The 26,677-nt window shown below is 60.0% G+C and carries 27 protein-coding genes and 4 tRNA genes; 21 read left to right on the top strand and 10 right to left on the bottom strand.

The window, feature by feature from the left end:
* Positions 1-10 precede the first annotated feature (10 nt).
* The 6 genes from PSH94_RS19325 (at position 11) to mgtE (ending at position 3,875) form a co-directional block, all read left to right on the top strand.
* A complete protein-coding gene (locus tag PSH94_RS19325; RefSeq protein ID WP_010208327.1) occupies positions 11-1,252 on the top strand; it encodes an aspartate kinase in 1,242 nt (413 codons plus the stop codon).
* Between the two features lie 175 nt (positions 1,253-1,427).
* Positions 1,428-1,616 (top strand): carbon storage regulator CsrA, encoded by a 189-nt coding sequence (csrA, locus tag PSH94_RS19320; RefSeq protein ID WP_003175645.1) that lies wholly within the window; start codon positions 1,428-1,430, stop codon positions 1,614-1,616.
* Positions 1,617-1,678: 62 nt separating this feature from the next.
* Positions 1,679-1,769 (top strand) — tRNA-Ser (locus PSH94_RS19315).
* Positions 1,770-1,877: 108 nt separating this feature from the next.
* A tRNA-Arg gene (locus tag PSH94_RS19310) sits at positions 1,878-1,954 on the top strand.
* 72 nt (positions 1,955-2,026) lie between these two features.
* A tRNA-Arg gene (locus tag PSH94_RS19305) sits at positions 2,027-2,103 on the top strand.
* 329 nt (positions 2,104-2,432) lie between these two features.
* Positions 2,433-3,875, top strand: coding sequence for a magnesium transporter (gene mgtE / locus PSH94_RS19300; protein ID WP_181081198.1), 1,443 nt, complete (start codon positions 2,433-2,435; stop codon positions 3,873-3,875).
* 124 nt (positions 3,876-3,999) lie between these two features.
* On the opposite strand, the gene PSH94_RS19295 is transcribed toward mgtE, so the two are convergent.
* Positions 4,000-4,326: an Arc family DNA-binding protein gene (locus tag PSH94_RS19295; RefSeq protein WP_024076996.1), complete on the bottom strand. Its 327-nt coding sequence runs from the start codon at positions 4,324-4,326 to the stop codon at positions 4,000-4,002.
* Between the two features lie 49 nt (positions 4,327-4,375).
* On the opposite strand from PSH94_RS19295, the gene PSH94_RS19290 reads away from it, so the two are divergent.
* On the top strand, positions 4,376-4,675 hold the full coding sequence (locus tag PSH94_RS19290; protein WP_305437758.1) for a hypothetical protein: 300 nt from the start codon (positions 4,376-4,378) through the stop codon (positions 4,673-4,675).
* Between the two features lie 78 nt (positions 4,676-4,753).
* Here the strand turns inward: PSH94_RS19290 and PSH94_RS19285 are convergent, their stop codons facing one another.
* Together PSH94_RS19285 and PSH94_RS19280 are read right to left on the bottom strand one after the other, a co-directional pair.
* Positions 4,754-4,933 (bottom strand): PA3371 family protein, encoded by a 180-nt coding sequence (locus tag PSH94_RS19285; RefSeq protein ID WP_181081197.1) that lies wholly within the window; start codon positions 4,931-4,933, stop codon positions 4,754-4,756.
* Between the two features lie 11 nt (positions 4,934-4,944).
* Positions 4,945-5,172 carry a hypothetical protein gene (locus tag PSH94_RS19280; protein ID WP_181081196.1) on the bottom strand — a complete coding sequence of 76 codons (228 nt, stop codon included), beginning with the start codon at positions 5,170-5,172 and terminating at the stop codon, positions 4,945-4,947.
* A 326-nt stretch (positions 5,173-5,498) separates the two neighbouring features.
* Between PSH94_RS19280 and PSH94_RS19275 the strand changes: the two genes are divergently transcribed.
* Together PSH94_RS19275 and PSH94_RS19270 are read left to right on the top strand one after the other, a co-directional pair.
* Positions 5,499-5,575 (top strand) — tRNA-Arg (locus tag PSH94_RS19275).
* A 287-nt stretch (positions 5,576-5,862) separates the two neighbouring features.
* Positions 5,863-7,245: an MFS transporter gene (locus tag PSH94_RS19270; protein ID WP_181081195.1), complete on the top strand. Its 1,383-nt coding sequence runs from the start codon at positions 5,863-5,865 to the stop codon at positions 7,243-7,245.
* Between the two features lie 60 nt (positions 7,246-7,305).
* Here the strand turns inward: PSH94_RS19270 and PSH94_RS19265 are convergent, their stop codons facing one another.
* The 4 genes from PSH94_RS19265 to flgA all read right to left on the bottom strand — a co-directional run bounded on the left by PSH94_RS19265 (position 7,306) and on the right by flgA (position 9,887).
* The gene (locus tag PSH94_RS19265; protein WP_181081194.1) at positions 7,306-8,055 is read right to left on the bottom strand and encodes a flagellar brake protein; all 750 of its coding nucleotides are present in this window, start codon (positions 8,053-8,055) and stop codon (positions 7,306-7,308) included.
* Positions 8,056-8,150: 95 nt separating this feature from the next.
* Positions 8,151-8,621, bottom strand: a complete 471-nt coding sequence (locus tag PSH94_RS19260; RefSeq protein WP_181081193.1) for a flagella synthesis protein FlgN — start codon at positions 8,619-8,621, stop codon at positions 8,151-8,153.
* Between the two features lie 48 nt (positions 8,622-8,669).
* Positions 8,670-8,990 carry a flagellar biosynthesis anti-sigma factor FlgM gene (gene flgM, locus PSH94_RS19255; protein WP_181081192.1) on the bottom strand — a complete coding sequence of 107 codons (321 nt, stop codon included), beginning with the start codon at positions 8,988-8,990 and terminating at the stop codon, positions 8,670-8,672.
* Between the two features lie 141 nt (positions 8,991-9,131).
* Complete coding sequence (gene flgA, locus PSH94_RS19250; RefSeq protein ID WP_181081215.1) at positions 9,132-9,887, bottom strand: flagellar basal body P-ring formation chaperone FlgA; 756 nt, start codon at positions 9,885-9,887, stop codon at positions 9,132-9,134.
* Positions 9,888-9,968: 81 nt separating this feature from the next.
* Here flgA and PSH94_RS19245 point away from each other — a divergent pair, with 81 nt between their 5' ends.
* From PSH94_RS19245 to PSH94_RS19215, 7 genes are all read left to right on the top strand, one after another.
* Complete coding sequence (locus PSH94_RS19245; RefSeq protein WP_181081191.1) at positions 9,969-10,901, top strand: chemotaxis protein CheV; 933 nt, start codon at positions 9,969-9,971, stop codon at positions 10,899-10,901.
* 44 nt (positions 10,902-10,945) lie between these two features.
* Positions 10,946-11,773, top strand: a complete 828-nt coding sequence (gene cheR / locus PSH94_RS19240) for a protein-glutamate O-methyltransferase CheR (protein WP_181081190.1) — start codon at positions 10,946-10,948, stop codon at positions 11,771-11,773.
* 296 nt (positions 11,774-12,069) lie between these two features.
* Entirely contained in the window at positions 12,070-12,477 is a 408-nt protein-coding gene (flgB, locus tag PSH94_RS19235; RefSeq protein ID WP_017529461.1) for a flagellar basal body rod protein FlgB, read from the top strand.
* Positions 12,478-12,480: 3 nt separating this feature from the next.
* Positions 12,481-12,924 (top strand): flagellar basal body rod protein FlgC, encoded by a 444-nt coding sequence (flgC, locus tag PSH94_RS19230; RefSeq protein WP_024076985.1) that lies wholly within the window; start codon positions 12,481-12,483, stop codon positions 12,922-12,924.
* Positions 12,925-12,939: 15 nt separating this feature from the next.
* Positions 12,940-13,665: a flagellar hook assembly protein FlgD gene (gene flgD, locus PSH94_RS19225; RefSeq protein ID WP_253509022.1), complete on the top strand. Its 726-nt coding sequence runs from the start codon at positions 12,940-12,942 to the stop codon at positions 13,663-13,665.
* Positions 13,666-13,696: 31 nt separating this feature from the next.
* Positions 13,697-15,007 carry a flagellar hook protein FlgE gene (gene flgE, locus PSH94_RS19220; protein WP_181081188.1) on the top strand — a complete coding sequence of 437 codons (1,311 nt, stop codon included), beginning with the start codon at positions 13,697-13,699 and terminating at the stop codon, positions 15,005-15,007.
* Between the two features lie 144 nt (positions 15,008-15,151).
* On the top strand, positions 15,152-16,198 hold the full coding sequence (locus PSH94_RS19215) for a hypothetical protein (protein WP_305435575.1): 1,047 nt from the start codon (positions 15,152-15,154) through the stop codon (positions 16,196-16,198).
* 82 nt (positions 16,199-16,280) lie between these two features.
* On the opposite strand, the gene PSH94_RS19210 is transcribed toward PSH94_RS19215, so the two are convergent.
* On the bottom strand, positions 16,281-19,175 hold the full coding sequence (locus tag PSH94_RS19210; protein ID WP_141155820.1) for a ribonucleoside-diphosphate reductase subunit alpha: 2,895 nt from the start codon (positions 19,173-19,175) through the stop codon (positions 16,281-16,283).
* 595 nt (positions 19,176-19,770) lie between these two features.
* On the opposite strand from PSH94_RS19210, the gene PSH94_RS19205 reads away from it, so the two are divergent.
* The gene (locus PSH94_RS19205) at positions 19,771-20,496 is read left to right on the top strand and encodes a response regulator (protein ID WP_305435574.1); all 726 of its coding nucleotides are present in this window, start codon (positions 19,771-19,773) and stop codon (positions 20,494-20,496) included.
* Entirely contained in the window at positions 20,493-22,109 is a 1,617-nt protein-coding gene (locus PSH94_RS19200) for an ATP-binding protein (protein ID WP_285428087.1), read from the top strand. The genes PSH94_RS19205 and PSH94_RS19200 overlap by 4 nt, the downstream gene beginning before the upstream one ends.
* Here the strand turns inward: PSH94_RS19200 and PSH94_RS19195 are convergent, their stop codons facing one another.
* On the bottom strand, positions 22,110-22,835 hold the full coding sequence (locus tag PSH94_RS19195; protein ID WP_305435573.1) for a 4'-phosphopantetheinyl transferase: 726 nt from the start codon (positions 22,833-22,835) through the stop codon (positions 22,110-22,112).
* A 136-nt stretch (positions 22,836-22,971) separates the two neighbouring features.
* Between PSH94_RS19195 and PSH94_RS19190 the strand changes: the two genes are divergently transcribed.
* The 3 genes from PSH94_RS19190 to PSH94_RS19180 are packed head-to-tail and all read left to right on the top strand — an operon-like array spanning position 22,972 to position 25,319.
* On the top strand, positions 22,972-23,280 hold the full coding sequence (locus PSH94_RS19190) for a hypothetical protein (protein WP_181081183.1): 309 nt from the start codon (positions 22,972-22,974) through the stop codon (positions 23,278-23,280).
* An 18-nt stretch (positions 23,281-23,298) separates the two neighbouring features.
* Positions 23,299-23,976 carry a response regulator gene (locus PSH94_RS19185; RefSeq protein ID WP_181081182.1) on the top strand — a complete coding sequence of 226 codons (678 nt, stop codon included), beginning with the start codon at positions 23,299-23,301 and terminating at the stop codon, positions 23,974-23,976.
* Positions 23,973-25,319 (top strand): ATP-binding protein, encoded by a 1,347-nt coding sequence (locus tag PSH94_RS19180; RefSeq protein ID WP_181081181.1) that lies wholly within the window; start codon positions 23,973-23,975, stop codon positions 25,317-25,319. Before PSH94_RS19185 ends, PSH94_RS19180 begins: the two co-directional genes overlap by 4 nt.
* 85 nt (positions 25,320-25,404) lie before the next feature.
* Here PSH94_RS19180 and PSH94_RS19175 read toward each other — a convergent pair whose 3' ends face one another.
* On the bottom strand, positions 25,405-26,403 hold the full coding sequence (locus PSH94_RS19175) for an AraC family transcriptional regulator (protein ID WP_181081180.1): 999 nt from the start codon (positions 26,401-26,403) through the stop codon (positions 25,405-25,407).
* Between the last annotated feature and the right edge of the window lie 274 nt (positions 26,404-26,677).

The following is a 26,677-nucleotide window of genomic DNA, read 5'->3' as shown; positions in this document are numbered from 1 at the left end:
GCGGCTGGAAATGGCTTTGATCGTACAGAAATTTGGAGGCACCTCGGTCGGTTCTGTCGAAAGAATCGAGCAGGTGGCCGACAAGGTTAAGAAATTCCGCGACGCGGGCGACGACCTGGTGGTGGTGCTGTCGGCCATGAGCGGCGAGACCAATCGCCTGATCGATCTGGCCAAGGCAATCAGTGGCGACCAGCAACCGCTGCCGCGCGAGCTGGATGTGATCGTGTCCACCGGTGAGCAGGTGACGATCGCTTTACTGGCCATGGCCCTGAACAAACGCGGCGTGCCGGCGGTGTCCTACACGGGCAGCCAGGTGCGCATTCTGACCGACAGCGCGCATACCAAGGCGCGTATCCTGCAGATCGACGATCAGAAAATCCGTACTGATCTCAAGGCCGGGCGCGTGGTAGTTGTAGCAGGCTTCCAGGGTGTGGACGAGCAGGGCAACATCACGACCCTGGGGCGTGGCGGTTCGGATACCACCGGCGTAGCGCTGGCGGCGGCCCTCAAGGCTGACGAGTGCCAGATCTACACCGATGTGGATGGCGTCTATACCACTGACCCACGCGTGGTGTCGGTGGCCCAGCGCCTGGACAAGATTACCTTCGAAGAGATGCTGGAAATGGCCAGCCTCGGTTCGAAGGTGTTGCAGATCCGCGCGGTGGAATTCGCCGGCAAGTACAACGTTCCGCTGCGCGTATTGCACAGCTTCAAAGAGGGTCCGGGCACCCTCATTACTATTGATGAAGAGGAATCCATGGAACAGCCGATCATTTCCGGCATCGCTTTCAATCGCGATGAAGCCAAGCTGACGATCCGTGGCGTGCCAGACACTCCGGGTGTGGCGTTCAAGATCCTGGGCCCTATCAGCGGCGCGAACATTGAAGTCGACATGATCGTGCAGAACGTTTCGCACGATAACACCACCGATTTCACCTTCACCGTGCACCGCAATGAATACGATGCGGCGGAGCGGATTCTGCAGAACACGGCCAAGGAAATCGGTGCCCGTGAAGTGGTGGGCGACACCAAGATTGCCAAGGTGTCGATCGTTGGTGTGGGCATGCGTTCCCATGCCGGCGTTGCCAGCCGCATGTTCGAGGCTCTGGCCAAGGAAAGCATCAACATCCAGATGATCTCCACCTCGGAAATCAAAGTCTCGGTAGTGATCGAAGAAAAGTACCTTGAGCTGGCCGTGCGCGCGTTGCACACCGCTTTTGAGCTTGACGCTCCGGCCCGACAGGGCGAGTGATGCACTGCCTGAAAGGCGCGGTTTACCGCGCCTTTCATTTTTTTGTAGGGCGCATGGTCTTTTGCCTGCGCTGGACAATACTTAGGTGGGTAGGGCTATGGCCTTCTGGTTGTAGGTCGATTGCCTTTTTTTTGCAGACTGTTGTTCCTGAACTGAAATGCGTGAGGAGAAAGGCATGCTGATTCTGACTCGTCGTTGCGCAGAAAGCCTGATTATCGGTGATGGCGAAATCACCGTGACCGTGCTCGGCGTCAAAGGCAATCAAGTGCGTATCGGGGTTAACGCTCCGAAAGAGGTAGCGGTTCACCGCGAGGAAATTTACCTGCGGATCAAGAAAGAGAAGGACGAAGAACCAAGCCTTTAATTTTTATCGTTTTTTATGTTTGCAAACGGGGATCAACGTGGTTAATATACGCCCCGTGTTGCGGAGAGCTGGCCGAGTGGCCGAAGGCGCTCCCCTGCTAAGGGAGTACACCTCAAAAGGGTGTCGGGGGTTCGAATCCCCCGTTCTCCGCCATTATTTGCTTAGTACGTTGTAATCTGGATTTATCGGTAAGTTGTTGAAATTACTCGAAAAAATCGCTTTACATAGAGATTGAACGGCCTATAATGCGCGGCAACAAATGCACTCGTAGCTCAGCTGGATAGAGTACTCGGCTACGAACCGAGCGGTCACAGGTTCGAATCCTGTCGAGTGCACCATTTAAGAGTTAGTTGCAGCAATGCAGGTAGCTTGGCTCCAACCAGTTGTGATCTGGTCTAAAAACACAATTTGCACTCGTAGCTCAGCTGGATAGAGTACTCGGCTACGAACCGAGCGGTCACAGGTTCGAATCCTGTCGAGTGCACCATACAAACAAAAAGCCCGCCTAGTGCGGGCTTTTTGCCGTCTGGGTTTTATCTTTTTTCGCTCCAGCCATGTGTTTTCCTTTTCTGCTGCGTCGTCGCAGTTCATAGATGCGGCTACTACTCAACTTTGGCTCGCAAGCGCTTGTTCTTTCCAGTTTTTTAACATTAAAAGCGCCCGCAAAGGTGTATCATTGCGCCCGTCAGCCCCGCCGGGGCTTGTGGAATACCTCCATGGACTTACCCAGTAGTTACTCAGTACCGCGTTTTACCAATCATGAATTGACTGATTGATCCTTCCGGCGTGCCCTGCTGCTGGGAGTGGAGCTCGCCTATGACCGAAGTTGAAGTAAAGAAAACTCAAGAAAGCCTGCAGGATCGCCTTGCTCAAGTCATCGAGCTGCTGCAGCGCCAACGTGTGGTCGAAGACCTCACGCATCGCCAGGAAGGTCCGCACCACGACCGCGTCGAAAACCTGGTACACCGGCAAAACCTCGTCGAGCTGCAGCGCAAGCTCGACGACTTGCACTCCGCCGACGTCGCTTACATTCTCGAAGCCCTTCCGCTCGATGATCGCCTGACCCTCTGGCAGTTGGTCAAGGCTGATCGCGACGGCGACATCCTGCTCGAAGTATCCGACTCGGTGCGCGAAACCCTGATCGCCGACATGGACGATCATGAGCTCCTCGCCGCTGCCAAGGAGATGGATGCCGACGAACTCGCCGACCTGGCCCCTGAGTTGCCTCGGGACGTTGTCCATGAGCTGATGGAAGCGCTCGACGGTCAGCAGCGTGAGCGCGTGCGGTCGGCGTTGTCCTATGACGACGACCAGGTCGGCGCGCTGATGGACTTCGAGATGGTCACCATTCGCGAAGACGTCAGCCTGGAAGTGGTGCTGCGTTACCTGCGCCGGCTGAAAGAATTGCCTGGCCATACCGACAAGCTGTTCGTGGTCGACTACGAAGGCATTCTCAAGGGCGTCTTGCCGATCAAGCGCTTGCTGGTCAATGACCCGGAGAAAAAAGTAGCCGACTTGATGGCCAGCGACACGGTGAGCTTCCATCCTGACGAGGACGCCTATGAGGCGGCCCAGGCGTTTGAGCGGTATGACTTGATCTCCGCGCCGGTGGTCGACAAGAACGGCAAGCTCATTGGTCGTTTGACCATCGACGAAATCGTCGACCTGATCCGTGAAGAGAGTGAAACCGAAGTCCTCAACATGGCGGGTCTGCGTGAAGAGGAAGATATTTTTGCTTCGGTCTGGCGCTCGCTGCATAACCGCTGGGCCTGGCTGGCAATCAATCTGATTACCGCGTTTATCGCTTCACGCGTAATCGGACTGTTTGAAGGCTCCATCGAGAAACTGGTGGCGCTGGCGGCATTGATGCCGATTGTGGCGGGTATCGGCGGTAACTCCGGTAACCAGACCATTACCATGATCGTGCGTGCGATGGCGCTGGATCAGGTGAGCACGGCCAACTCCTCGCGGTTGTTGCGCAAAGAGCTGGCGGTTGGTCTGATCAATGGGCTGGTATGGGGTGGAGTGATCGGCGTAGTGGCTTACTTGCTCTACGGCAGCTGGTCGCTCGGAGTGGTGATGACGGCTGCCATGACCCTGAACCTGTTGCTCGCCGCCCTTATGGGGGTGCTGATCCCGATGACATTGGCGCGCTTGGGGCGCGACCCGGCCATGGGCGCCAGTGTCATGATTACGGCCATGACCGACAGTGGCGGTTTCTTTATCTTCCTGGGTCTGGCGACGATCTTCCTGCTCTGAGCCATGCCCATGCGCGGCGTTCCCGTCGCGGCACTGCGGGAGCGAGCTCGCTCCTGCATTTCAACACTCAAATCCCAGGCAAAAAAAAGCCAGCACTAGGCTGGCTTCGGCTTTCAGTAGCGTATCAGTCGGCTTCTGCGGCCGCCTCGACGTCGTGCGCAATAAGCGAGACGAGCGCATTTTGCTGGCGGTGGGAGAGCTGACGGAAACGCTGCAGCAGTTCGCGTTCGTGCAGCGACAGCTCCGGGCTGTCCAGGCGCATGCTCAACTCTTCGCCCAGCGCACCTTCCTGAATAAGGCTCTGTTCCAGGCGCGCGATGATTTCGGAGTTCATGCTGCGGTGATGATTGCGAGCCACCTCGGCAATGCGTTCCCGCATTCCGTCTGGCAGACGTACGACGAACTTGTCAGCCGTACGGCTGGAATAAATTGCCTGTTTCAATGGGCGCATATATTTAACCGGTTAGTTCAGGGGAGCGGTTTTTGGAATTGGCCGCAAGATGAGTGTTAAGACAAGACTCACGACCAAAGTTCAACCCGAATTGCAAAGAGGCCGCATCATGCCTCAGATTTGCCAGTTCCTTGGCGTCAATTCTGTGACAAATATTGAACTGCCTGGAGGCTTTATGCCAGCACTGATTTACATTTTTGCGGACTGGTTGGAAAACTTCCCGTCGGGGAGATTTCAGGAAGGATTCCTGCAAAACCAAGCCGCAGCTGGGGTTGAGACCGCACATCCTAACGCAGAGTGGCCTTTTGCCCCTGTGTTTAAGACTAGTGGCAATCTGCCGATTGACTAGGTCGAGGCGACGTAAGGTAGGGCGAAGGAGAGGGGGTTGGCAGGTGTCGGGCGAACATCCATGATTCAGACGCGAGGGTCAGCGCAACACCGGGTCGAACTTGATACGGCGCCCTACGATCAGGGTCAGCAACCACAGGCAGGCGCAGACGCCGCTGGCAATGAATGCCGTGGTCTGCTCGTCTTGGGCATGCGTTCCCAAGCCATATATGCAGGTTGCAGTGGTCAGGCAAAGGAAAAACCAGGCGGATTTACTCATCGATCGTGTCCTTAGAAAACCCAGTGTTCGGATGCGGGGGCGCCCTGGGTATCTTGTGCAAGGCGTACCGGGGATTGCGCGCCAGGCGTCATTACCGCCAGTTGCGGGCGTTGTTGCAGATGGTGCGGAATCGCCTGGCTGATCTGGGCCGGATCCGGCGCCTGTGACGACTGGAAGTGAAACATCACCAGCGCAGCCAAGGCGATTGTGTTGAGGGCTAACAGAAGGGCACTGTTCATGGTGATGTACTCCGCTTACCGCCGTGGCTGAATAGGGTGTTTGCGAGAGGGATAGTGCAGGTCTCGTGCCAAACTATTTTATTAATGAAATCAACGGTTTGGTTGAGTATTGAAGGCTTTGGAGGTTGCAATTTGCAACATGGTCACTGATGGGGAGTGCATTTTGCACGATGACGGCTATCTCCCGTGTTTACTGGACGAAACCGCACATTCCGGCCTCGGGATCGCCCTACACTCAAAAAGCTGACGGACGACATGACAAAATGCACCTCGGCCGTTAACATGCACGCCGTCCATCGCCTTACCCGGCTTGGTGGCTGTCATTAGTCCCAGTAGCTCAATTGGATAGAGCATCCCCCTCCTAAGGGGAAGGTTGGCCGTTCGAACCGGCCCTGGGACACCAGATTCAAAGCCCCGCACGGAGATATCCGGCGGGGCTTTTTTGTGTGCGCCGGATCTTTTCCAACCCCGGTCGAACCTTGGCGACGATCCAGGTTCACAGCAGGGGCTTGGCGTGTATTTAGTGCAACGTTGTAACTTGCACCTCACTGGGCAGCGTCTGAGCTGTAGCCAATCGTTTTAAACAAATTTTCCCCGGAAACCGCCCGTACCGCCTGTCCGGAACCGGCTACCCAGGACTATCATGCCGATAGCCCTGTCTCTCACTGCAAGGAGCCGCTCGGAACGCCGATGCGCCAGATCTGGAAATCTTTTCGAGCCCTTTATTTCGCCTCCTTGATGATGCTGATCGGCTCCGGCCTGCTCAGTACTTACCTGGCCCTGCGCCTGGCGGCCGATCATGTCGACAGCCTGTGGGTGGGTGCGCTGATGGCGGCCAACTACTTCGGCCTGGTGCTGGGCGGCAAAATCGGGCACCGCCTGATTGCCCGGGTCGGGCATATCCGCGCCTATGCTACCTGCGCCGGGATCGTCGGCGCCGCAGTGCTTGGCCATGGTCTGATCGACTGGTTGCCGGCCTGGATCGTGCTGCGGGTGATCGTGGGCCTGGGGATGATGTGCCAGTACATGGTTATCGAAAGCTGGCTTAACGAACAGGCGGATGCCAAGCAGCGTGGCGTGGTGTTCAGCGGTTATATGATCGCTTCGTACCTGGGCCTGGTGCTCGGGCAGTTGATCCTGGTGATGCATCCCCAGCTCGGCCTTGAGCTGCTGATGCTGGTGGCGCTGTGCTTTGCGCTGTGCCTGGTGCCGGTGGCGATGACGCGGCGCATCCACCCCGCGCCCTTGCACCCGGCACCGATGGAGCCGCGCTTCTTTATCAAGCGCGTGCCGCAATCACTGAGCACGGTACTCGGCGCGGGGCTGATCGTCGGGTCGTTCTACGGCCTGGCGCCGCTCTACGCGGCCCAGCAAGGGTTGACGACCGAGCAGGTCGGTCTGTTCATGGGTAGCTGCATTTTCGCCGGCTTATTAGTGCAGTGGCCGCTGGGCTGGCTGTCGGACCGCTATGACCGCGCGCTGCTGATCCGCTGCTTTGCGCTGTGCCTGGCCGTTGCGGCCCTGCCGCTGGCGATCCTCACCCAAGTACCGCTGGAGGTGCTGTTCGTCGCCGGATTCCTGTGCTCGCTGGTGCAGTTCTGCCTTTACCCGTTGGCGGTGGCGTTTTCCAATGACCATGTCGAGGGCGATCGTAGGGTTTCCCTGACGGCCATGCTGCTGGTGACTTATGGCGTCGGCGCCAGTATCGGGCCGCTGCTCGCGGGCGTGGTGATGAAGCTGTTCGGCAGCCAGATGCTGTACGCGTTTTTCAGCCTGTGTGCGCTGATTCTGGTATGGCGCATTCGTCCTAAAGCGGTGACCAACCTGCACCAGGTGGACGATGCACCGTTGCACCACGTGGCAATGCCCGACAGCATGTCCAGTTCGCCGCTGGTAGCGGCACTGGATCCGCGGGTGGATGAGCAGGTGGTGCAGGACCAGATGCAGACCACTCCGCCTGAGGCGCAAACCGACCCCGAGCAGCCGCCGGTCGACGAGCCGAGCCCTGAACCGCCCACCGAACCGTTGGACCCGGACGAGCATCCTCACGACTTGAGCAGGGCGCGCCCCTGAAACAAAAAACGGGCAGCCCCTTTAAGGAGCTGCCCGTTTTTTTGTCGCTGACCGGACCGTTTAAAAATCGTCGTCTTTATCGAATCGACGGGCTTCGCGCTGCAACTGGTAAACAAATCGCTCAACCTGGCGCTGCACCAGGCCACTCATGTTGTGGAAGCGTACGCCGGCGAAAGTGGTGTTGATCTTTTCTTCGAAGTGCAGGTAACGCAGTTCCACTGAGGTGGTCATGCTGCCGAAGGGCAGGGCGGCGACAAAGCGGTCGTACACCTGTCCCAATTGCAGGCGCGCGCAGATATCACCCTCAAAACGCAATTTGCAGCCGGTAGCGGAAATATCCAGTAGCTTGCCGCTGACCGGTGCCTTGAGCTTTTCGCCGCCCAGCTCGATGTTCACCAGTTGCGCCAGTTTCAGAGCGGCGCGAAAGGCATTGCGCCGCTGATGGTAGACCACCTCGTCGGGCATGCTGCCGGTATAAATGCGATGGCCGTTTTTTTCGCTGATGGTCAGGCTGCCGTTGCTTTCCCAGGCGACACGCACGCCGTCGTGAAAGCCTTCGATGCGGAACGGCTCGCCGTTTTCAAGGTGGCGTTCACCGTCGCGGGGGATCATTTCGTCCAGCGCCAGGGTCTTGTTGTCCCGGTCGACATCCACCAGATAACTCTGGAAACGCTGGCTGCGCTCGTGGAAGGTGATGATCAGCGGGTCATGGCTTTCCTGCAGCATTCGCAAGGTGCCGGCGATTTCCAGGGGCGTGGTGAGGACCTTGGGGGGCTGCGGAGCATCTTCCGCATTAAGGGCGTTGAACACGGTTCTTCCATCTCCAGGCAAAATACGACTACACGCAAGAACCGGCATTTTGCCAGCATGTAGCGCGCCTTGGATAGGGCGCGCGATAAACGATGTCAGGCTTGGCTGCGAGTGCTTGGCTTGACCAGGCGCGAGGTGGAACCCTGGGCATTGTAAAGCGCCGGTGGCTCGCCGCCGTGGAGGATACGCAACTGGTTGGCCGTGGTGGCTTGCTGAAGCTGGATCGATTGGCCGTTAAGCTGGTTGGCTTCCTGGCACTTGGCAAGCAATTGATTGAGTTCTTTGCTCTGGGCCAGCAGCTGTTCGCCGACCGAGGAGTGGCTGGCCAGTTGCGCGAGCCCGTCGTGATTGGCCGGCAGGCCCAGGCTGATCAGGATCTGGCTGCGTTTTTTGCCGTGCTGCTCCAGCAGGACAATCAGCGACTGCTTGCGCGCGAGAATTTCTTCGAGCAGCGGCATGTCCCGACCGTAGAGGGCCAGGGACTCTTCTTTGAGCAGATCGAGCAATTGTTGCGTCGGCTCAAGATCATCGATGATCAGTTGAAGCAGATTTTCGTCGTGATGCATGGCTGGCCTTGGGATTTAAGCGTCCAGAAGCCCAGCGCAGGCCTTTGCCTAGCGCTCGGCTTCGAAGTTAAGCAGCTTGCTGGCGACACGGTTGCTGTCGACTTTGTAGCTGCCATCAGCGATTGCCTGTTTCAATTCGGCCACGCGGGCTTTATTGACGACCGGTTGATCGCGCAGCGAGTCAGTGACCTTCTGCAACTGTTGAGCCTCATTGCTCAGGTGTACCGATTCCCCGCTCTGGCTGGCGCTGGCCTGTTCTGCCTTGGCGGGCAGCGCAGCCTTGGCGTCTGCACTTTCCTTGGCACCTGAAGTGCGCGTGGCGCCGGACGTAGCCGGGGAGTTATTTAAACGACTGAAATCAATGACCATGATAAAAAACCTCTGGGTATTTGGACGCTTGCCATGTTTTCGGCCATACCCGGATTAACTTTAGGCGCGAATGACAATAAATCTCCACACGGGACTTGTCCGTGCACAGTGTAGGAAAACCCAGCGTCCTCTACCAGTGATCTATAAGGCCACCTCGACTTGCCCCGGCGCGGTCACGCGCGCCTTGATGACGCGATTGGAGTTGAGATTCTTGACGCGGATCTGTTCGCTCATGCCCCCGTTGGACAGCGCTTCTCCCGGCATTTTCACGTTCAAGGCGCCGCTGCTGGCGGAAATCACCACTTGATCGCCCTTGCGAATCACCTCGGCCTGCTCCAGATGGACCAGCGTGAGGAGCTGGTCGGTGACCACTGGTCGGGTCAACCTCTGGCCGATGGCCTGATCAACGGACGTCAGATAGCCCTGATTGATCTGGCTGATGTCGCGTTCACGCAGCACCACGTCTTCAAAACTGATGATGCCGGTGCGTTTGAGCGGTCGCGCCACCACGACCACATCGCGAAACAGTTTGACCTGCGCCGGCACAAACACGGTCCAGGGCGAGGCGCCGTCGCAGCGTACACGCACCGTCACGCGGCCGATGGGCTGGGCCGGGCTTTCCAGGGTCGCTGTCAATTCCTTGTCGCACAGCGGCATGCGCAGGCGTGGGTCCAGCTGGTTGACTTGGATTTCATAACGCCCCGGCGTCTGTGTGCTTGCCAGATAATCTTCTACAGTGAACTCAAGAAAGCCCTGAGTGACGCCGATAAGGAGATCAGGCAAGGTGACGTTCTCTGCGCGGGCCGTGGCGCCCAGGCAGAAAGCAAGCAATGCCAACGTGACGCAGAGCAATCTGCGGTGGCGGGGGTGTCGAGAAACTGTCGTTTTCATATCCATAGCCAACAAATAGCAAAGCTCGTGCCGTTTAGTGTTGGGTGCGCGTCGTACCCCCGAAGGTTTTAGCGTAGGAGTCTGGGCATGGCAGGTGTAATGGATTCAGTAAACCAGCGCACACAGCTGGTAGGGCAGAATCGCCTGGAATTGTTGCTTTTTCGCCTTGATGGCGGGCAGCTGTACGGCATCAACGTGTTCAAGGTGCGGGAAGTGTTGCAGTGCCCCAAGCTGACGATCATGCCCAAGTCCAGTCCGGTGGTGTGCGGCGTGGCGAATATTCGTGGCGCGACCATCCCGATTCTTGACCTGGCGTTGGCGACCGGTTCGTCGGGCCTGCAGGATCGCGAGAGTCCGTTCGTGATCATCACCGAGTACAACACCAAGACCCAGGGCTTCCTGGTGCGCTCGGTGGAGCGCATCGTCAACATGAACTGGGAAGAGATCCATCCGCCACCCAAGGGCACCGGCCGCGATCATTACCTCACGGCGGTGACGCGGGTCGATAACCAGTTGGTCGAAATCATCGACGTGGAAAAAATTCTCGCCGAAGTGGCTCCCACCTCGGAGACGATTTCGGTGGGAGTGGTGGACGCCGAGACGGCGCACAAGGCCGTGTCCCTGCGTGTGCTCACCGTGGACGATTCCTCGGTGGCGCGTAAGCAGGTGACCCGTTGCCTGCAAACCGTCGGCGTTGACGTGGTGGCGCTCAATGATGGCCGCCAGGCGCTGGATTACCTGCGCAAACTGGTGGACGAAGGCAAGAAGCCGGAAGAAGAATTTCTGATGATGATCTCGGATATCGAGATGCCGGAAATGGACGGCTACACTCTCACGGCCGAGATACGAAGTGACCCGCGTATGCAAAAACTGCATATCGTCCTGCATACTTCGCTGTCGGGCGTCTTCAACCAGGCTATGGTCAAGAAGGTCGGGGCGGATGACTTCCTGGCCAAATTCCGTCCTGATGACCTCGCATCCCGGGTAGTCGACCGGATCAAGGCAGCAGATCACAGCTAAGGTATTTCCTTGGCGGTCATACGATTTAAGAGGCGGTAGTATCAGTGTCTACGGGTAATTTGGATTTTGAACAGTTCCGGGTCTTCCTGGAAAAAGCCTGTGGCATATTGCTCGGTGAGAACAAGCAGTACCTGGTATCCAGCCGTCTCAACAAACTCATGGAGCAGCAGGGCATCAAGTCCCTGGGCGAGTTGGTTCAGCGGATCCAGAGTCAGCCGCGCGGTGGGCTCAAGGAGATGGTGGTCGATGCCATGACCACCAACGAAACCCTGTGGTTTCGAGACACTTACCCCTTTGAGGTGCTCAAGAGCAAGGTGCTGCCGGAGGCCATCAAGGCCAGCCCCGGCCAGCGCTTGCGCATCTGGTCGGCGGCCTGTTCGTCGGGGCAGGAGCCGTACTCGATTTCCATGGCCATCGACGAGTTCGAGCGAACCAACATGGGCCAGTTGAAGGCCGGGGCACAGATCGTCGCCACCGACCTGTCCGGGACCATGCTGACCAATTGCAAAACCGGCGAGTACGACAGCCTGGCCCTGGGCCGTGGTTTGTCTCAGGAGCGTCTGCAACGTTACTTCGACTCCAAAGGGGCGGGGCGTTGGGCGGTCAAGGCGCCGATCAAGAGCCGCGTGGAGTTCCGTTCGTTCAACCTGCTCGACAGTTACGCCAGTCTGGGCAAGTTCGACATGGTGTTCTGCCGTAACGTGCTGATCTATTTCTCGGCGGAAGTGAAGAAAGACATCCTCTTGCGCATCCATGGCACGCTCAAGCGGGGCGGCTACCTGTTCCTCGGGGCCTCCGAAGCACTGAACGGCCTGCCGGACCATTACCAGATGGTGCAGTGCAGCCCTGGCATCATTTACCAGGCCAAGTAAACAAGGCCTGTGCAGTCAAAAATGTGGGAGGGGGCTTACCCCCGATAGCGTTTGGATCAGTCACCTATCCATGACTTGATACGCCGCTGTCGGAGGCAAGCCTTCTCCCACTTTTAGTTTCGCGGCAATCCCCCATTGCCGCTTTACTGGCGCCAGGCGGAAGCCGCTTGCCGCTTTTCTGGCATTGCCGCCGGCAATATCGGCTTAAGTCCTTGATATACGGGCGTTGAAAAGATTGGCATGCACCTTGCTATACCTCTGTTAACGAACAGCAGGTCAGCCTAAAGGTTTCCGCCATGAGCATCAGCTTCGATAAAGCGCTCGGTATCCACGAACAAGCCCTGGGCTTCCGCGCCCAGCGTGCCGAAGTCCTGGCCAACAACATTGCCAACGCCGATACCCCGAACTACAAGGCTCGGGACCTGGACTTTTCCGCCGTGCTCGCCGCGCAGCAGGACAAGACCAAGAACGGCACCTTCGCCTTGAACATGACCAACAACCGTCACATCGAAGCGCAAGGCCTGAGCAGTGGCGACGAGTCGCTGCTGTATCGCACGCCGATGCAGCCGTCCATCGACCAGAACACCGTCGATGCGCAGCTGGAGCAATCGGCCTATGCCGAGAACTCGGTGAACTTTCAGGCCAGCTTTACCCTGCTCAACAGTAAATTCAAAGGGCTGATGTCAGCCCTGCGTGGAGAGTAAGCCATGTCCCTGTCCAGTGTTTTCAATATTGCCGGCAGTGGCATGAGCGCGCAGACCACGCGCTTGAACACCGTCGCCAGTAACATCGCCAACGCCGAGACTGTGTCTTCGAGCATTGACCAAACCTACCGCGCCCGTCACCCGGTGTTCGCCACCATGTTCCAGGGCGGCCAGAGCGGCGGCAGCGATTCGCTGTTCCAGAACCAGGATGCCGCAGGCCAGGGCGTGCAGGTGCTCGGTGTGGTCGAAGACCAGAGCAACCTCGAAGCCCGTTACGAGCCGAACCATCCGGCGGCCAACGAAAAAGGCTACGTGTACTACCCGAACGTCAATGTGGTCGAGGAAATGGCGGACATGATTTCGGCCAGCCGCTCGTTCCAGACCAACGCGGAAATGATGAACACCGCCAAAACCATGATGCAGAAGGTCCTGACCCTGGGTCAGTGATAAGGGGCGCCAACCATGGCCATTGTCGATACGTCTAACAATACGGCGGTTCAGGACCTTTTCAATTCGAAGGTCAAGACGGCGTCGGATAACACTAATCTGGCGAACGCCTCCAAGGCCGCGACCGGCAATCAGTCGCTGGGCAAGGACGCGTTTCTGCAGTTGCTGGTCACCCAGCTGAAAAACCAGAACCCGCTGTCGCCCCAGGACAACGGCGCGTTCGTCGCCCAACTGGCGCAGTTCAGCAGCCTGGAAGGTATCAACACCCTGAACGACTCGGTGAACTCGATTTCCAGCAACTTCAGCTCCTCCCAGGCGTTGCAGGCTTCGTCGTTGGTGGGGCGCTCGATCATCACCCAGACCGACAAGGCGCTGGTCGATACCAGCAAGAGCATGAACGGTTCGGTGGCAGTGACGGCGGCGACGGGCAATGTGTCCGTCAAGATCACCGACAAGGACGGCAATGTGGTCCGCACTATCGACATGGGCGCCCAAAGCGCCGGCACGTCCGACTTTATCTGGGACGGCAAGAACGACAAGGGTGAAGTGGCGGCGGCGGGTACTTATACCTTCGCGGCCACCACCAAGAACGACAAGGGCGAATCGGTGGCCCTGGCCACCTCGCTGCCGGCAACCGTCACCAGCGTGACATTGAGCAAGACCGGCGGCGAAATGCTGCTGAACCTTGCGGGCGGCATGGGCAGCGTCAAGCTGTCGCAAATTCAGACTATCGGTACATAGAGCCGGCTAAATACGGCAGAGGGAGAGAAACATGTCTTTTAACATCGGCCTTAGCGGCCTCTATGCGGCCAACAAACAGCTGGACGTGACCGGCAACAATATCGCCAACGTTGCGACCACCGGCTTCAAGTCGTCCCGTGCGGAATTCGCCGACATCTACGCCGCGTCCAAACTGGGCACCGGCCAGAACAGCATCGGTAACGGCGTGAACCTGGCGGCGGTGTCGCAGCAATTCACCCAGGGCGACGTCAACGGCAGCGGCGGTATCCTGGACATGGCGATCCAGGGTGGCGGCTTCTTCGTGCAGAAGGGCAGCGACGGTTCGCTGGAGTACACCCGTTCCGGTGCGTTCCGTGCCGACAAGGACGGCTACATCACCAACAACACCGGCACCTCGCGTCTGCAGGGCTACGCTGCGGATGACGACGGCAAGATCATCAAGGGCGGCCTGACCGACCTGCAATTGAACCTGTCCAACCTGCCGCCGAAGGCGTCCACCAAAGTGGACTCCACCAGTAACCTGAACTCCTCTGAGCCGGTGATCGACCAGACGCTCAAGCCGTTCAACCCGTCCGATACCAGTACGTTCACCACCCAGTACAGCACCACGTTGTACGACTCCCAGGGCAACGCGCACCCGATGGTGCAGTACCTGGTGAAAACCGACGGCAACAAGTGGAACGCCTATACCTTGATCGATGGCCGCAACCCGGACGGTTCGGCGCCGACCGGCACGCCTTCGACGCCGCCTGTACCGTCGACCCTGAGCTTTGACGGTGCCGGCAAACTCACCGGTATTCTGACCGGTACCGTTTCCAGCACGACCCTGAACGTTACTGGGTGGGTACCGGGTACCGTGACCAACGGCGTATGGAAGGCAAACGGCGCGGATGCCAACCCGACCGGTATCGCCATCAACATGGCTAACATCACCCAGTACAACTCGGCCACCTACCGTAACCCACCGGTGACCGACGGTTATGCCACCGGCCAGATCACCGGCCTCAAAATCGACGGCAACGGTGTACTGTTCGCAACGTTCAGCAACCAGCAGAGCAAGGCCATCGGCCAGATTTCTCTGGCCAGCTTCAACAACGAACAAGGCCTGCAGCCGGCGGGCGGCACTTCCTGGCGTGAAACCTTCGCCTCGGGCCAGCCAGGTTACGACACCCCGCAGTCCGGGACCTTGGGCTCGATCGTGGCCAACTCCCTGGAGAACTCCAACGTCAACCTGACCAACGAGCTGGTGGACCTGATCAAGGCCCAGAGCAACTACCAGGCGAACGCCAAGACCATCTCCACCCAAAGCACCATCATGCAGACCATCATTCAGATGACCTGATGCCATGGCGTCACGCGCTTGACTGAAAACCCCTCGATCGAGGGGTTTTTTTTTCTGACGAATATCGTATGGAACGCCCTACGCCCTCAATGCCACCCAGGAGGCGGCAAGCCGTTGAGCTTGTGATCTGGGGTGGGGACAGCGATGGGAAATCAGTGGCAGGTGGGTTTTGCCGGGGCCGCTGCAGCGGCACCGCTTTATTTGAGCGGCAAGGGCGCGACAGACGATATCAGCGAGGACGCGGGCGCAACTAAGAACGCCGTCGCAGCACTGCTCAAGGAACTGGACGACGCCCAAAGTACCGGCAAGAGCCAGACCGTCCGGGAGCTACGCGACAAGCTCAACGAGAAGCGCAAAGCGCTGGGGGACGAGGCGTTCAAGAAGATCCTCGAGCAACTCAAGGACGAATGGTCCCGGCGATGGCTTGAGCTGTTGAAGATGCTGTTTCCGGATTTGTTTCCGGATGCGCCTTCTCCTTCTCCCGCGCCCCCATCGCCTGGTGGCGGCGGTGGCGGTGGCGGCGGTCATTTTCCTGGCCGCGGCGGGTTCGGTCCCAGCGAGTCGATGAGCCACAAGCCGATTACCGAAGGCTCAAGGCACTATAACTACAAGCCCGACACGAGCAGCCCCGGGCAGAAGCCGAACAATATCTGGAGTGGGTTCAGCCAGGGGCCTGACGGCAATTGCGTGACGGTATCGGCAATAAAGGCTGCAATGATGCAGTACGGCCAAAAACCTACGGACGTTTTCAAAGAGGTCAAGGAGGTTGGCAACGGCTATGAAGTGACCATGCGTGACGGCTTCCAGCTGTCTTTGTCCAAGGATGAAGTGAGGCAGGCGGCCACTCATGCGCGTTTCAAGGGCGATGACCCGGCAATGATGACCGATGCCAACTTCATGTATGCCGCGAGCGCCAAGCGGGCGCAGATGGAAAACAACGATGGTAGCGCCGGACGCAGTTTTCAGGCGGCCATGAACAGCCTCAACGATGGTGAACACTCGCGTGAAGGGCTGGATCGTTTGGGTTTGAGGGGACGTTACCGGCCGGCAACCGGTGCTGACTTGAGAAGCAGCAAGGTGGGGACGGTGGAATACGACGGTCATTCGATGGCCGTGATTGAGGGCCGTATTGAGTTGTGGGGCAAACGCGGCGGCATGCCTCGATCGGGTATTGCAACCGTCTTGTTCTAGTCGCGGCGCTGTTCATCCGGCAAAACAAAGCCCCCGGTATGCGATAAGCATAACGGGGGCTGGTTAACCCAGCGGGCTCAGCTTATTGGCAAGCTTCGCAATCCGGCTCGTCGATCGCGCAGGCCTTTGGCACTGGCGCCGGGCCGGCCGGGGCGGCGAGTACCGAATCATCACCGTGGTTGCCGCTGGACACTGCGTTCAGCTTACCGGTGTTGATGGTCGACTTCTCGGTGCTGGTCGCGGCCAGGGCACGGAGGTAGTAAGTGGTTTTCAGGCCACGGTACCAAGCCATGCGGTAGGTCACGTCCAGCTTCTTGCCCGAAGCGCCGGCGATGTACAGGTTCAGGGATTGCGCCTGGTCGATCCACTTCTGACGACGGCTGGCGGCGTCAACGATCCACTTGGTGTCCACTTCGAACGCAGTCGCGTAGAGCTCTTTGAGTTCCTGCGGGATGCGCTCGATCTGCTGCACGGAACCGTCGTAGTACTTCAGGTCGTTGATCATGACCGAGTCCCACAGGCCGCGGGCCTTGAGGTCGCGCACCAGGTACGGGTTGATCACGGTGAATTCGCCCGACAGGTTCGATTTCACATACAGGTTCTGGTAAGTCGGTTCGATCGACTGCGACACGCCGGTGATGTTGGCGATGGTGGCGGTCGGTGCGATGGCCATGATGTTGGAGTTACGAATACCTTTCTGCACACGAGCACGTACCGGTGCCCAGTCCAGGGTTTCGTTCAGGTCAACGTCGATGTACTTCTGGCCACGGGCTTCGATCAGGATCTGTTGCGAATCCAGCGGCAGGATGCCCTTGGACCACAGCGAACCCTGGAACGTCTCGTAGGCGCCGCGCTCGTCGGCCAGGTCGCAGGAAGCCTGGATCGCGTAGTAGCTGACCGCTTCCATGGACTTGTCGGCGAACTCGACCGCAGCGTCCGAACCGTAAGGAATGTGCTGCAGGTACAAAGCGTCCTGGAAGCCCATGATCCCGAGGCCCACCGGGCGGTGCTTGAAGTTGGAGTTCTGCGCCTGCGGCACCGAGTAGTAGTTGATGTCGATCACGTTATCGAGCATGCGTACGGCGGTGTTGACGGTGCGCTCCAGCTTGGCGGTGTCCAGCTTGCCGTTGACGATGTGGTTCGGCAGGTTGATCGAGCCCAGGTTGCAAACGGCGATCTCGTCCTTGTTGGTGTTCAAGGTGATCTCGGTGCACAGGTTCGAGCTGTGGACCACGCCCACGTGCTGCTGCGGGCTGCGCAGGTTGCACGGGTCCTTGAAGGTCAGCCATGGGTGGCCGGTTTCGAACAGCATGGACAGCATCTTGCGCCACAGGTCTTTGGCCTGGATGGTCTTGAACAGCTTGACCTTGCCTGGGTACTCGGTGAGGGCTTCGTAGTACTCGTAGCGCTCTTCGAAGGCCTTGCCGGTCAGGTCGTGCAGGTCCGGTACTTCGGAGGGCGAGAACAGGGTCCACTTGCCGTCATCGAAGACGCGCTTCATGAACAGATCCGGGATCCAATTGGCGGTGTTCATGTCGTGGGTACGACGACGGTCATCACCGGTGTTCTTGCGCAGCTCGATGAACTCTTCGATGTCCATGTGCCAGGTTTCCAGGTAGGCACACACAGCGCCTTTGCGCTTGCCGCCCTGGTTGACCGCTACGGCGGTGTCGTTCACCACTTTCAGGAACGGTACGACGCCCTGGGACTTGCCGTTGGTGCCCTTGATGTACGAACCCAGTGCGCGCACCGGCGTCCAGTCGTTGCCCAGGCCACCGGCGAATTTGGACAACATGGCGTTGTCGTGGATCGCGTGGTAGATGCCCGACAGGTCGTCCGGCACGGTGGTCAGGTAGCAGCTCGACAGCTGTGGACGCAGGGTACCGGCGTTGAACAGGGTCGGGGTCGACGACATGTAGTCGAAGGACGACAGCAGGTTGTAGAACTCGATCGCACGGTCTTCTTTGTGCTTCTCTTCGATCGCCAGGCCCATGGCCACGCGCATGAAGAACACTTGCGGCAGTTCGAAACGGATACCGTCCTTGTGGATGAAGTAACGGTCGTACAGGGTCTGCAGGCCCAGGTAGGTGAACTGCTGGTCACGCTCGTGGTTGATCGCCTTGCCGAGTTTTTCCAGGTCGAAAGTGGCCAGGACCGGGTTCAGCAATTCGAATTCGATACCCTTGGCGATGTACGCAGGCAGGGCCTTGGCGTACAGCTCGGCCATTTCGTGGTGGGTGGCGCTGTCGGCCACGCCCAGGAAGCCCAGGCCTTCGGCACGCAGGGTGTCCATCAGCAGGCGCGCGGTCACGAACGAGTAGTTCGGTTCGCGTTCAACCAGGGTACGGGCGGTCATCACCAGGGCGGTGTTGACGTCGGTCAGGGCCACGCCGTCGTACAGGTTCTTCAGGGTTTCGCGCTGGATCAGGTCGCCGTCGACTTCTTCCAGGCCTTCGCAGGCCTCGGTGATGATGGTGTTCAGGCGGCCCAGGTCCAGCGGCGCGAAGCTGCCGTCGGCCAGGGTGATGCGGATCGACGGGTGCGCTTGTACCGCCGCTTCTTCGGCGGGCGTGCGCACGGCACGTTCCTTGGCGCGCGAATCGCGGTAGATCACGTAGTCGCGAGCCACTTTCTGCTCGCCGGCACGCATCAGGGCCAGTTCGACCTGGTCCTGGATTTCTTCGATGTGGATGGTGCCGCCCGAAGGCATGCGGCGCTTGAAGGTCGCAGTGACTTGTTCGGTCAGGCGGGCAACCGTGTCGTGGATGCGCGACGAAGCGGCAGCGGTGCCGCCTTCAACTGCAAGAAACGCTTTGGTGATGGCGACGGTGATTTTGTCATCGGTGTAAGGAACGACAGTGCCGTTACGCTTGATCACGCGCAGCTGGCCAGGTGCGGTGGCGGACAGATCCATAGTCGAATCGGCGGCCTGCGGCACGGAGCCCTGCGGGTTCTCGCGAGTTGTGTCGGTTTGCATGGGGGGATGTCTCCACGTTCTATATTTGATTGCGAGTGCCAGGCTCTTCCTGCAACACCCGTACCGTTTTCCATATCGGGATGGAGAAACAGGTGCCATCCGCGTGAGCGGTTTGGTCTACTGAAAATCGGTTGGTTCCACGCTGCACTAACAAATAAAGCGCTTGAGTTTCGAGCCACTTGTGTGGTTGGGCGCTTAGGTCGAAAACGCTACATGTAGGGTCTTCGATGCCGCCGAGCTACAAGATAATGCGTTTTGGAGGGCTTAGCAACGCAGTAACCTGTGGATAACGCTGTGGGTAAAATGTGTATGAAAGGTGCAATGGTCTTGTAGGCCGCGTTACCACTGCGTCGGACCGTTTGTCATGAAATGTTTCGTCCAAAAAACCAGGGTGCCCTTTTCGAAGGGCGCGAACCCTATCACAAAAAAACACGATCACCGAATGGATTTCCCGCCTTGTGTTTGAGGGCTGGCCCATGGCTACAATCGGCGCTAGTTTGTCCGCGCCACATGACAACTTAAGGCGCGTGCTTGCGGCCCTTTGGGCTTTTCGCGAGCGCGCTCGCTCCAATAATAAATACAACCGAGGTAGCTGATGGAGCACGACGCCTGGCACATCCTGATCGTCGAGGACGACGAGCGACTGGCCGAGCTGACGCGCGATTACCTGCAAAGCAACGGTCTGCGGGTCGCAGTGGAAGGCAATGGGGCGCTGGCGGCCGAGCGCATCATCCGCGAGCAGCCGGACCTGGTGATCCTCGACCTGATGCTGCCCGGCGAAGACGGCCTGAGCATCTGTCGCAAGGTGCGTGAGCACTACGACGGCGTCATCCTGATGCTCACCGCGCGCACCGACGATATGGACCAGGTGCTGGGCCTGGACCTGGGGGCCGACGATTATGTGTGCAAACCGGTACGCCCGCGCCTGCTGCTGGCACGGATCCAGGCGCTGTTGCGCCGCAGCGAGCCGGCGCAAGCGCAGGCCTTGGCGCTTGAGCGGCGCCTGCAATTCGGCCCGCTGGTGGTGGACAGCGCGTTGCGTGAGGCGTGGCTGCATGACGCCGGTATCGAACTGACCAGCGCCGAATTCGACCTGCTGTGGCTATTGGTCGCGAATGCCGGACGCATTCTGTCCCGCGAAGAAATCTTTATCGCTCTGCGCGGCGTCGGCTACGACGGTCAGGACCGCTCCATTGATGTGCGCATCTCGCGCATTCGCCCTAAAATCGGTGACGACCCGATCCACCCGCGCCTGATCAAGACCATCCGCAGCAAAGGCTACCTGTTCGTCCCCGAAGCCGCCGTCGACCTGCAGCTGTGAACTCAATCTTCCTGCGCATCTATGGCGGTATGTGTGCCGCACTGATCCTGGTGGCGCTGCTCGGCGTGCTCGCCTTGCACCTGCTCAACGAGGTGCGCAGCGACCAATACCGCGAGCGCCTGGCCCACGGCACATTTGCCCTGATGGGCGACAACCTTCAGCCCATGAACCGCATCGAACGCCAGCGCGCCCTGGCGGTGTGGGAGCGTTTACTCGGCATACCGCTGGAGTTGCGCACCTTCGCCGACGCCCGCCTGGACCTGGGCCAGCGCACCAGCCTGCAGCGCGGCCAGGTGCTGGTGCAACAGACCGGCCCGCATGCGGCGCGGGTGGTGCGGTTAGTCAGCGAGCAGGAACAACTGGTACTGACCGGCGAAGTGCAGCAAATCAGCGAACAGTTGGCGCGCGCGACGATTTACCTGCTGTCCGACGAACTGGTGCGCTATCCCGTGGCGGAACAGCCTCAACGGCTGGCGGCTATAAAGGAGACCAAAGGCTTTGGCTTCGACATGCGCCTGATGACCCTGGACCAGGCCGACATGGATGACGACCAGCGCCGGCGCGTCTCCGAGGGCGATACGGTGATGGCGCTGGGTAAGGGCGGCGACTCGATCCGTGTGTTTGCCGGCATGGTCGGCACGCCGTGGGTGTTGGAGATCGGCCCGCTGTACCAGATGAACCCGTATCCGGCGCAATGGCTGATCCTGATCGCCTTGATCGGCCTGACCCTGATCGGCCTGATCGTGTATTTCCTGGTGCGCCAGCTGGAACGTCGGCTCAAAGGGTTGGAAGCCGCCGCCACGCGTATCGCCAAGGGCAACCTGCATGTGCGTGTGCCGGCCCGGGGCGCGGACTCGGTCGGGCGTCTGGCGGCGGCCTTTAATGGCATGGCCGAGCACTTGCAGCAGTTGCTGGCGATCCAGCGCGAACTGGTGCGTGCGGTGTCCCATGAGCTGCGCACGCCGGTGGCGCGCCTGCGCTTTGGCCTGGAGATGCTTGGCGAGGCCGCTACGTCTGAAGCGCGCCGCAAATACCTGGAGGGCATGGACAGTGATATCCAGGATCTGGACGGCCTGGTGGATGAAATGCTGACCTACGCGCGACTGGAGCAGGGGTCGCCGGAGCTGAATTTCCAGCGCGTGGACCTGGATGGGCTGCTCGATCAGGTGATCGGCGAATTATCGCCACTGCGCCCGACTATCGTCGTCAGTCGCGGCATTTGCCTGTCATCGGCCCTTTGGGACGGCGCCCGGGTCGATGCCGAGCCGCGCTACCTGCACCGCGCGCTGCAGAATCTGGTGACCAACGCCATGCGTCACGCCCGCAGCCAAGTGTTGATCAGTTATCAGGTAGGGCAGGTACGCTGCCGTATCGACGTGGAAGATGACGGCCCCGGCGTACCGGAAAGCGCCTGGGAGCGCATCTTCACGCCGTTCCTGCGCCTGGACGACAGCCGCACCCGCGCTTCCGGCGGGCATGGGCTGGGCTTGTCGATCGTGCGGCGCATCATTTATTGGCACGGCGGGCGAGCGTTGATCAGCAAAAGCAACAACCTGGGCGGCGCGTGTTTCAGCCTGAGCTGGCCGAGGGACCAGGATAAGCACGCGCACTGATCAGCACGCCTGGGCCTGCACGGCCACCAGGCTCAGCAGTTGACCGTCGTCCAGTGCAAACTGGCCTTGCAGCTCCGTACCCTGGCACCATTCGTGGGACAGGTCCGTGAGCAACCGCAGGCGTGCATGGCCTGTGTCAGACCACTCCAGCAGCTCGGCATGCTCAAAGTAAAATCGTTTGTGCACGAGCGGGTAGAGCGCCTTGAACAGGCTTTCCTTGAGCGAAAACGTCAGTGTCACCAGCAGCGCGACCTGCTCTGGCTTGAGTCTGGCCATGCGTTGCAGTTCATCGGTGGTCAGAATCTCCCCGGCCAGGCGTTGCGCCCGTTCGGCACTCAGCAGATTTTCCAGGTCCATGCCCAGGCCGCGCCATTGCGCCGTGTGCCCGACAATTGCGGCGGCGTGCCCGGTGCTGTGGGTGATGGAACCGCTGACAGAGGGGGGCCAAACCGGCGCGCGATCTGCGCCGATCGCCGGGATGCAATCGGGATGACCGAGCTGGTGCAGGGCGGCGCGGGCGCACACGCGGCCGGCCAGGAATTCGGCCTGACGCTTGGCGACCGAACGCTGGATGCTCGCCGGTGGCGGCACGGCGCAGCGTTGAAAATCGTCCACCGCCAGCATCGCGGGATCGAAACGGGTGCTGAGCAACACCGTGCCCGCCAGTGGATCGGGCAGGGGCCAGCGGGCGTCGAGCGGAGTGCAGCAAGCGGGTAGGAGATTCATGGGGCGGTATTTTGCCCAGTTGCCGTCTCACAGGATAGCCCGCGCCGGTTCAGGCCAGGTTCAGAGCCTGTTCAGGGGGAGTTCAGGGGCGCTTGCGTAGTCTGGCCGGACAGCCAAACGCGTATGAGGTAACACCATGACTGCGATCAAAAAGCTGATGCTGGCCTTGACCCTGCTGAGTGCCGCTGCCGGAGCGCAGGCGTCGGAGGGCGCCTTCGCCGAATTCGGCAGGGAGAAAACCAGAAAGCCCAGTAACCTGATCCATCGTGTGAGCTTCGAAGAAGCGGGCAGCCAGACCTCGCCGTGGGGCCAGGCCTTGGGCGCGACGACCCCGCAGCCAGCCTACCGCGTCGGTTATGCGCAGCTGACCGGTCAATTCAATGGCATCAAACTGCGCCCGCAAGACCTGCAGGGCCGCTATGATGTCACCCAGTCGGACAGTTGATACGCTTTGGAGAGCCCTATGAAATTGCTGGTGGTGGAAGATGAGGCGCTGCTGCGCCATCACCTGTTTACCCGCCTGACCGACAGCGGCCATGTGGTTGAGGCCGTGGCCAATGCCGAGGAGGCCTTGTACCAGACCGGCCAGTTCAATCACGACCTGGCCATCGTCGACCTGGGCCTGCCGGGCATGGGCGGCCTGGACCTGATCCGCCAGTTGCGCGCCAAGGGCAAGACGTTCCCGATTCTGATCCTCACCGCGCGCGGCAACTGGCAGGACAAGGTCGAAGGCCTGGCCGCCGGCGCCGACGACTATGTGGTCAAGCCGTTCCAGTTCGAAGAGTTGGAAGCCCGCATGAACGCACTGTTGCGCCGCTCCAGCGGGTTTACCCAGTCCACCATCGTCGCCGGGCCGTTGCTGCTGGACATCAACCGCAAGCAGGCGTCCCTCGACGAACAGCCCTTGGCGCTGACCGCCTACGAATACCGCATCCTCGAATACCTGATGCGCCATCACCAGCAAGTGGTCGCCAAGGACCGCCTGATGGAACAGCTCTACCCGGATGATGACGAGCGCGACCCGAATGTCATCGAAGTGCTGGTCGGTCGTCTGCGCCGCAAACTGGAAGGCCCGGCCGGATTCAAGCCGATCGACACCGTGCGTGGCCTGGGCTATCTGTTTAATGAGCGCTGCCGTTGATTCGCTCGTTACGTGTGAGACTGATGCTGGCGGCCGCCACCCTGGCCGTGCTGTTTATGCTCGGCCTGCTGCCGGCGATGCAAGGTGCGTTCAGCCTGGCGTTGCAGGATTCCATCGAGCAGCGCCTGGCGTCGGATGTGACCACGCTGATCTCCGCCGCGCGGGTGGAAAACAACCATTTGCTGATGCCGGCGCAACTGCCGGATGAACGCTTCAACCTCGCCGACAGCCGGCTGCTGGGCTATATCTATGACCGCGAAGGCCACCTGGTGTGGCGCTCGCGCGCGACCCGCGAAGAAAACATCAATTACAAACCGCGCTATGACGGGCGCGGCAACGAGTTTGCAAGGATTCGCGAGGCCAATGGCCAGGAATTCTTCGTGTATGACGTCGAGGTCAAGCTGCTCGGCGGCAAGAGCGCGGCATTCAGTATCGTCGCCCTGCAACCGGTGCGCGAATACCAGTTGACCCTCGAAGGTCTGCGCGAAAACCTCTACCTGGGCTTCGGCGCGGCGTTGCTGGTGCTGCTGACTCTGCTGTGGCTGGGCCTGACCTGGGGCCTGCAGGCGTTGCGGCGGTTGAGCCAGGAACTGGACCAGATCGAAGGCGGTACCCGCGAAAGCCTGTCCGAACAGCATCCCCGCGAACTGCTGCGTCTGACCGGTTCCCTGAACCGTTTGTTGCACAGCGAGCGCGAACAACGCACGCGTTACCGCGATTCCCTCGACGACCTGGCCCACAGCCTGAAAACCCCGCTCGCGGTGTTGCAGGGCGTGAGCGAAGACATGGCCCAGCGCCCAGAAGACCGCGATCAGGCCCGGGTACTGCAAACGCAGATCGAACGCATGAGCCAGCAGATCAGCTACCAGCTGCAGCGTGCCAGCCTGCGCAAGAGCGGCCTGGTGCGCCATCAGGTGCGCCTGGAACCGGTGGTCCAGAGCCTGTGCGACACGTTGGGCAAGGTGTACCGCGACAAAGCAGTGACGGTCTCCTTCCAGTTGCCCCAGGCGTGCGACGTGCCCATCGAGAAGGGGGCCTTGCTCGAGTTGCTCGGCAATCTGTTGGAGAACGCCTACCGCCTGTGCCTGAGCCAGGTGCGCATCAGCCTGATCGAAAACGAAGACGGCACGGAACTGTGCATCGAAGACGATGGCCCCGGTGTGCCGCCGGACCAGCGGGCGCGCATCCTGCAACGCGGCGAGCGCCTGGACCGCCAGCATCCTGGGCAGGGCATCGGCCTGGCGGTGGTCAAGGACATTATCGAAAGCTACGGCGCGCGGCTGACCCTGGACGATTCACCCCTGGGCGGCGCGGCGTTCAGGATTCACTTCCCCGCCGTGTGATCTTCAGTGGCTGGGCTGGCCATGCACGGGGCAAGCCCGCTCACCATAGCAAGCCCCCGATGAGGCCCTCACACACGACGCAGTGCTAGCTCTCCTGCGCCCGATAGGCGCCCGGTGTCAGCCCCGTCCACTTCTTGAACGCCCGATGAAACGCCGACGGTTCTGAAAAACCCAACTGCTCGGCGATCTGCTGCAAGGACAGATCCGCCCGACCCAGGTGGTAGATGGCGATGTCCCGCCGCAATTCATCCTTGAGCGCCTGGAAACTGGTGCCTTCTTCGCGCAGGTGCCGGCGCAGGGTTTGCGGGCTGATATGCAGATGCTGGGCGACCGCTTCCAGGTCGGGCCAGGGCGTGCGGTCGCGGCTCAGCAGGCGGCGCAACTGGCTGCTCAGGCTGTCGCCTTCATCCGGGCGCGATAACAGGTCGGCCGGGGAGCGCGCGAGGAAATGCTTGAGGGTGCGCTCGTCCTGCAGCAACGGCAGGCTCAGGTAGCGCACCGGAAACACCAGGCTGCTGTGCGGTGCACCGAACACCTGGGTGCAGGGGAACAGCAGGTCGTATTCGCTGGCATGGGGCGGCCTGGGGTAGGCGAAGGTGGCCTGGTGCAATCGGATACGCTGGCCGATCAGCCAACTGCCCAGGCGGTGCCAGATCACAAGCAGGCACTCGCTGAGGAAGTGGTCCGGGTCCCAGAGTTGCGAATGGTCCAGGCTCAGGCGCGCCATTTCGCCCTCGCGCGTCAGCTGCCAACGCGGGCCCTGCGGGAATAAGCTATAAAACAGTAAGCCGCGTTCCAGAGCCTTCTCCAGGGTGCGGCAGTGGATCAACGCGTGGCACATCATGGCGAAGGTGCCGCGTTTGCTGGGGCCATCGGCGAACCCCAGGTATTCGTCGTCCAGCGCCAGCCAGAGCATTTGCAGCAGCCGGGTAAATTGCTCCGGCGCGATGCGGGCGCGGGGTTCGGTCAACAGTTCCTGTGGGATGCCCACCTGCTGCAGCAGGGCCGAATAGTCATGACCGGCCCGACGCGCACCCCCCAGAGCGGCGCGGGCAAAGTGGCTGGCAATGGTTCGTTCACGCATGCGGGGCCCTCGTCCATGGAGTGGCGGATGGTAGCCACCACCCGGCGGGCGCGGCAAGGCGGATATCCGCCAAATTGCAGGGCACTGCAGAGCGGTGCGGCGGAAAACCGCCACGTATTGATCTGCGTTGGCGGCAGCTTGAAACCGCCGGCCCCGGTGTCTAAAGGCCTTCAGCGGATTTATGCAAAGTGGCACGGCGTTTGCGATAGGTCGACAGGTAAGGCAGTGAAAGATTTATCCCACTGCCCTCACAAACAACAAATCCCTCCAGTGC

It is taken from the genome of Pseudomonas sp. FP2254 (assembly GCF_030687695.1).
Taxonomy (GTDB): Bacteria; Pseudomonadota; Gammaproteobacteria; order Pseudomonadales; family Pseudomonadaceae; genus Aquipseudomonas; species Aquipseudomonas quebecensis.
Note: the sequence above shows the minus strand (reverse complement) of the source record. Positions and strands in the feature narration are given on the sequence as shown.

Excerpts from the sequence above, each read along its gene's own strand:
- PSH94_RS19325 (WP_010208327.1), top strand. The coding sequence starts at position 11 with ATGGCTTTGATCGTACAGAAATTTGGAGGCACCTCGGTCGGTTCTGTC.
- csrA (WP_003175645.1), top strand. The coding sequence starts at position 1,428 with ATGCTGATTCTGACTCGTCGTTGCGCAGAAAGCCTGATTATCGGTGAT.
- mgtE (WP_181081198.1), top strand. The coding sequence starts at position 2,433 with ATGACCGAAGTTGAAGTAAAGAAAACTCAAGAAAGCCTGCAGGATCGC.
- PSH94_RS19295 (WP_024076996.1), bottom strand. The coding sequence starts at position 4,326 with ATGCGCCCATTGAAACAGGCAATTTATTCCAGCCGTACGGCTGACAAG.
- PSH94_RS19290 (WP_305437758.1), top strand. The coding sequence starts at position 4,376 with ATGAGTGTTAAGACAAGACTCACGACCAAAGTTCAACCCGAATTGCAA.
- PSH94_RS19285 (WP_181081197.1), bottom strand. The coding sequence starts at position 4,933 with ATGAGTAAATCCGCCTGGTTTTTCCTTTGCCTGACCACTGCAACCTGC.
- PSH94_RS19280 (WP_181081196.1), bottom strand. The coding sequence starts at position 5,172 with ATGAACAGTGCCCTTCTGTTAGCCCTCAACACAATCGCCTTGGCTGCG.
- PSH94_RS19270 (WP_181081195.1), top strand. The coding sequence starts at position 5,863 with ATGCGCCAGATCTGGAAATCTTTTCGAGCCCTTTATTTCGCCTCCTTG.
- PSH94_RS19260 (WP_181081193.1), bottom strand. The coding sequence starts at position 8,621 with ATGCATCACGACGAAAATCTGCTTCAACTGATCATCGATGATCTTGAG.
- flgM (WP_181081192.1), bottom strand. The coding sequence starts at position 8,990 with ATGGTCATTGATTTCAGTCGTTTAAATAACTCCCCGGCTACGTCCGGC.
- flgA (WP_181081215.1), bottom strand. The coding sequence starts at position 9,887 with ATGGATATGAAAACGACAGTTTCTCGACACCCCCGCCACCGCAGATTG.
- PSH94_RS19245 (WP_181081191.1), top strand. The coding sequence starts at position 9,969 with ATGGCAGGTGTAATGGATTCAGTAAACCAGCGCACACAGCTGGTAGGG.
- flgB (WP_017529461.1), top strand. The coding sequence starts at position 12,070 with ATGAGCATCAGCTTCGATAAAGCGCTCGGTATCCACGAACAAGCCCTG.
- flgC (WP_024076985.1), top strand. The coding sequence starts at position 12,481 with ATGTCCCTGTCCAGTGTTTTCAATATTGCCGGCAGTGGCATGAGCGCG.
- flgD (WP_253509022.1), top strand. The coding sequence starts at position 12,940 with ATGGCCATTGTCGATACGTCTAACAATACGGCGGTTCAGGACCTTTTC.
- flgE (WP_181081188.1), top strand. The coding sequence starts at position 13,697 with ATGTCTTTTAACATCGGCCTTAGCGGCCTCTATGCGGCCAACAAACAG.
- PSH94_RS19215 (WP_305435575.1), top strand. The coding sequence starts at position 15,152 with ATGGGAAATCAGTGGCAGGTGGGTTTTGCCGGGGCCGCTGCAGCGGCA.
- PSH94_RS19210 (WP_141155820.1), bottom strand. The coding sequence starts at position 19,175 with ATGCAAACCGACACAACTCGCGAGAACCCGCAGGGCTCCGTGCCGCAG.
- PSH94_RS19205 (WP_305435574.1), top strand. The coding sequence starts at position 19,771 with ATGGAGCACGACGCCTGGCACATCCTGATCGTCGAGGACGACGAGCGA.
- PSH94_RS19195 (WP_305435573.1), bottom strand. The coding sequence starts at position 22,835 with ATGAATCTCCTACCCGCTTGCTGCACTCCGCTCGACGCCCGCTGGCCC.
- PSH94_RS19190 (WP_181081183.1), top strand. The coding sequence starts at position 22,972 with ATGACTGCGATCAAAAAGCTGATGCTGGCCTTGACCCTGCTGAGTGCC.
- PSH94_RS19185 (WP_181081182.1), top strand. The coding sequence starts at position 23,299 with ATGAAATTGCTGGTGGTGGAAGATGAGGCGCTGCTGCGCCATCACCTG.
- PSH94_RS19175 (WP_181081180.1), bottom strand. The coding sequence starts at position 26,403 with ATGCGTGAACGAACCATTGCCAGCCACTTTGCCCGCGCCGCTCTGGGG.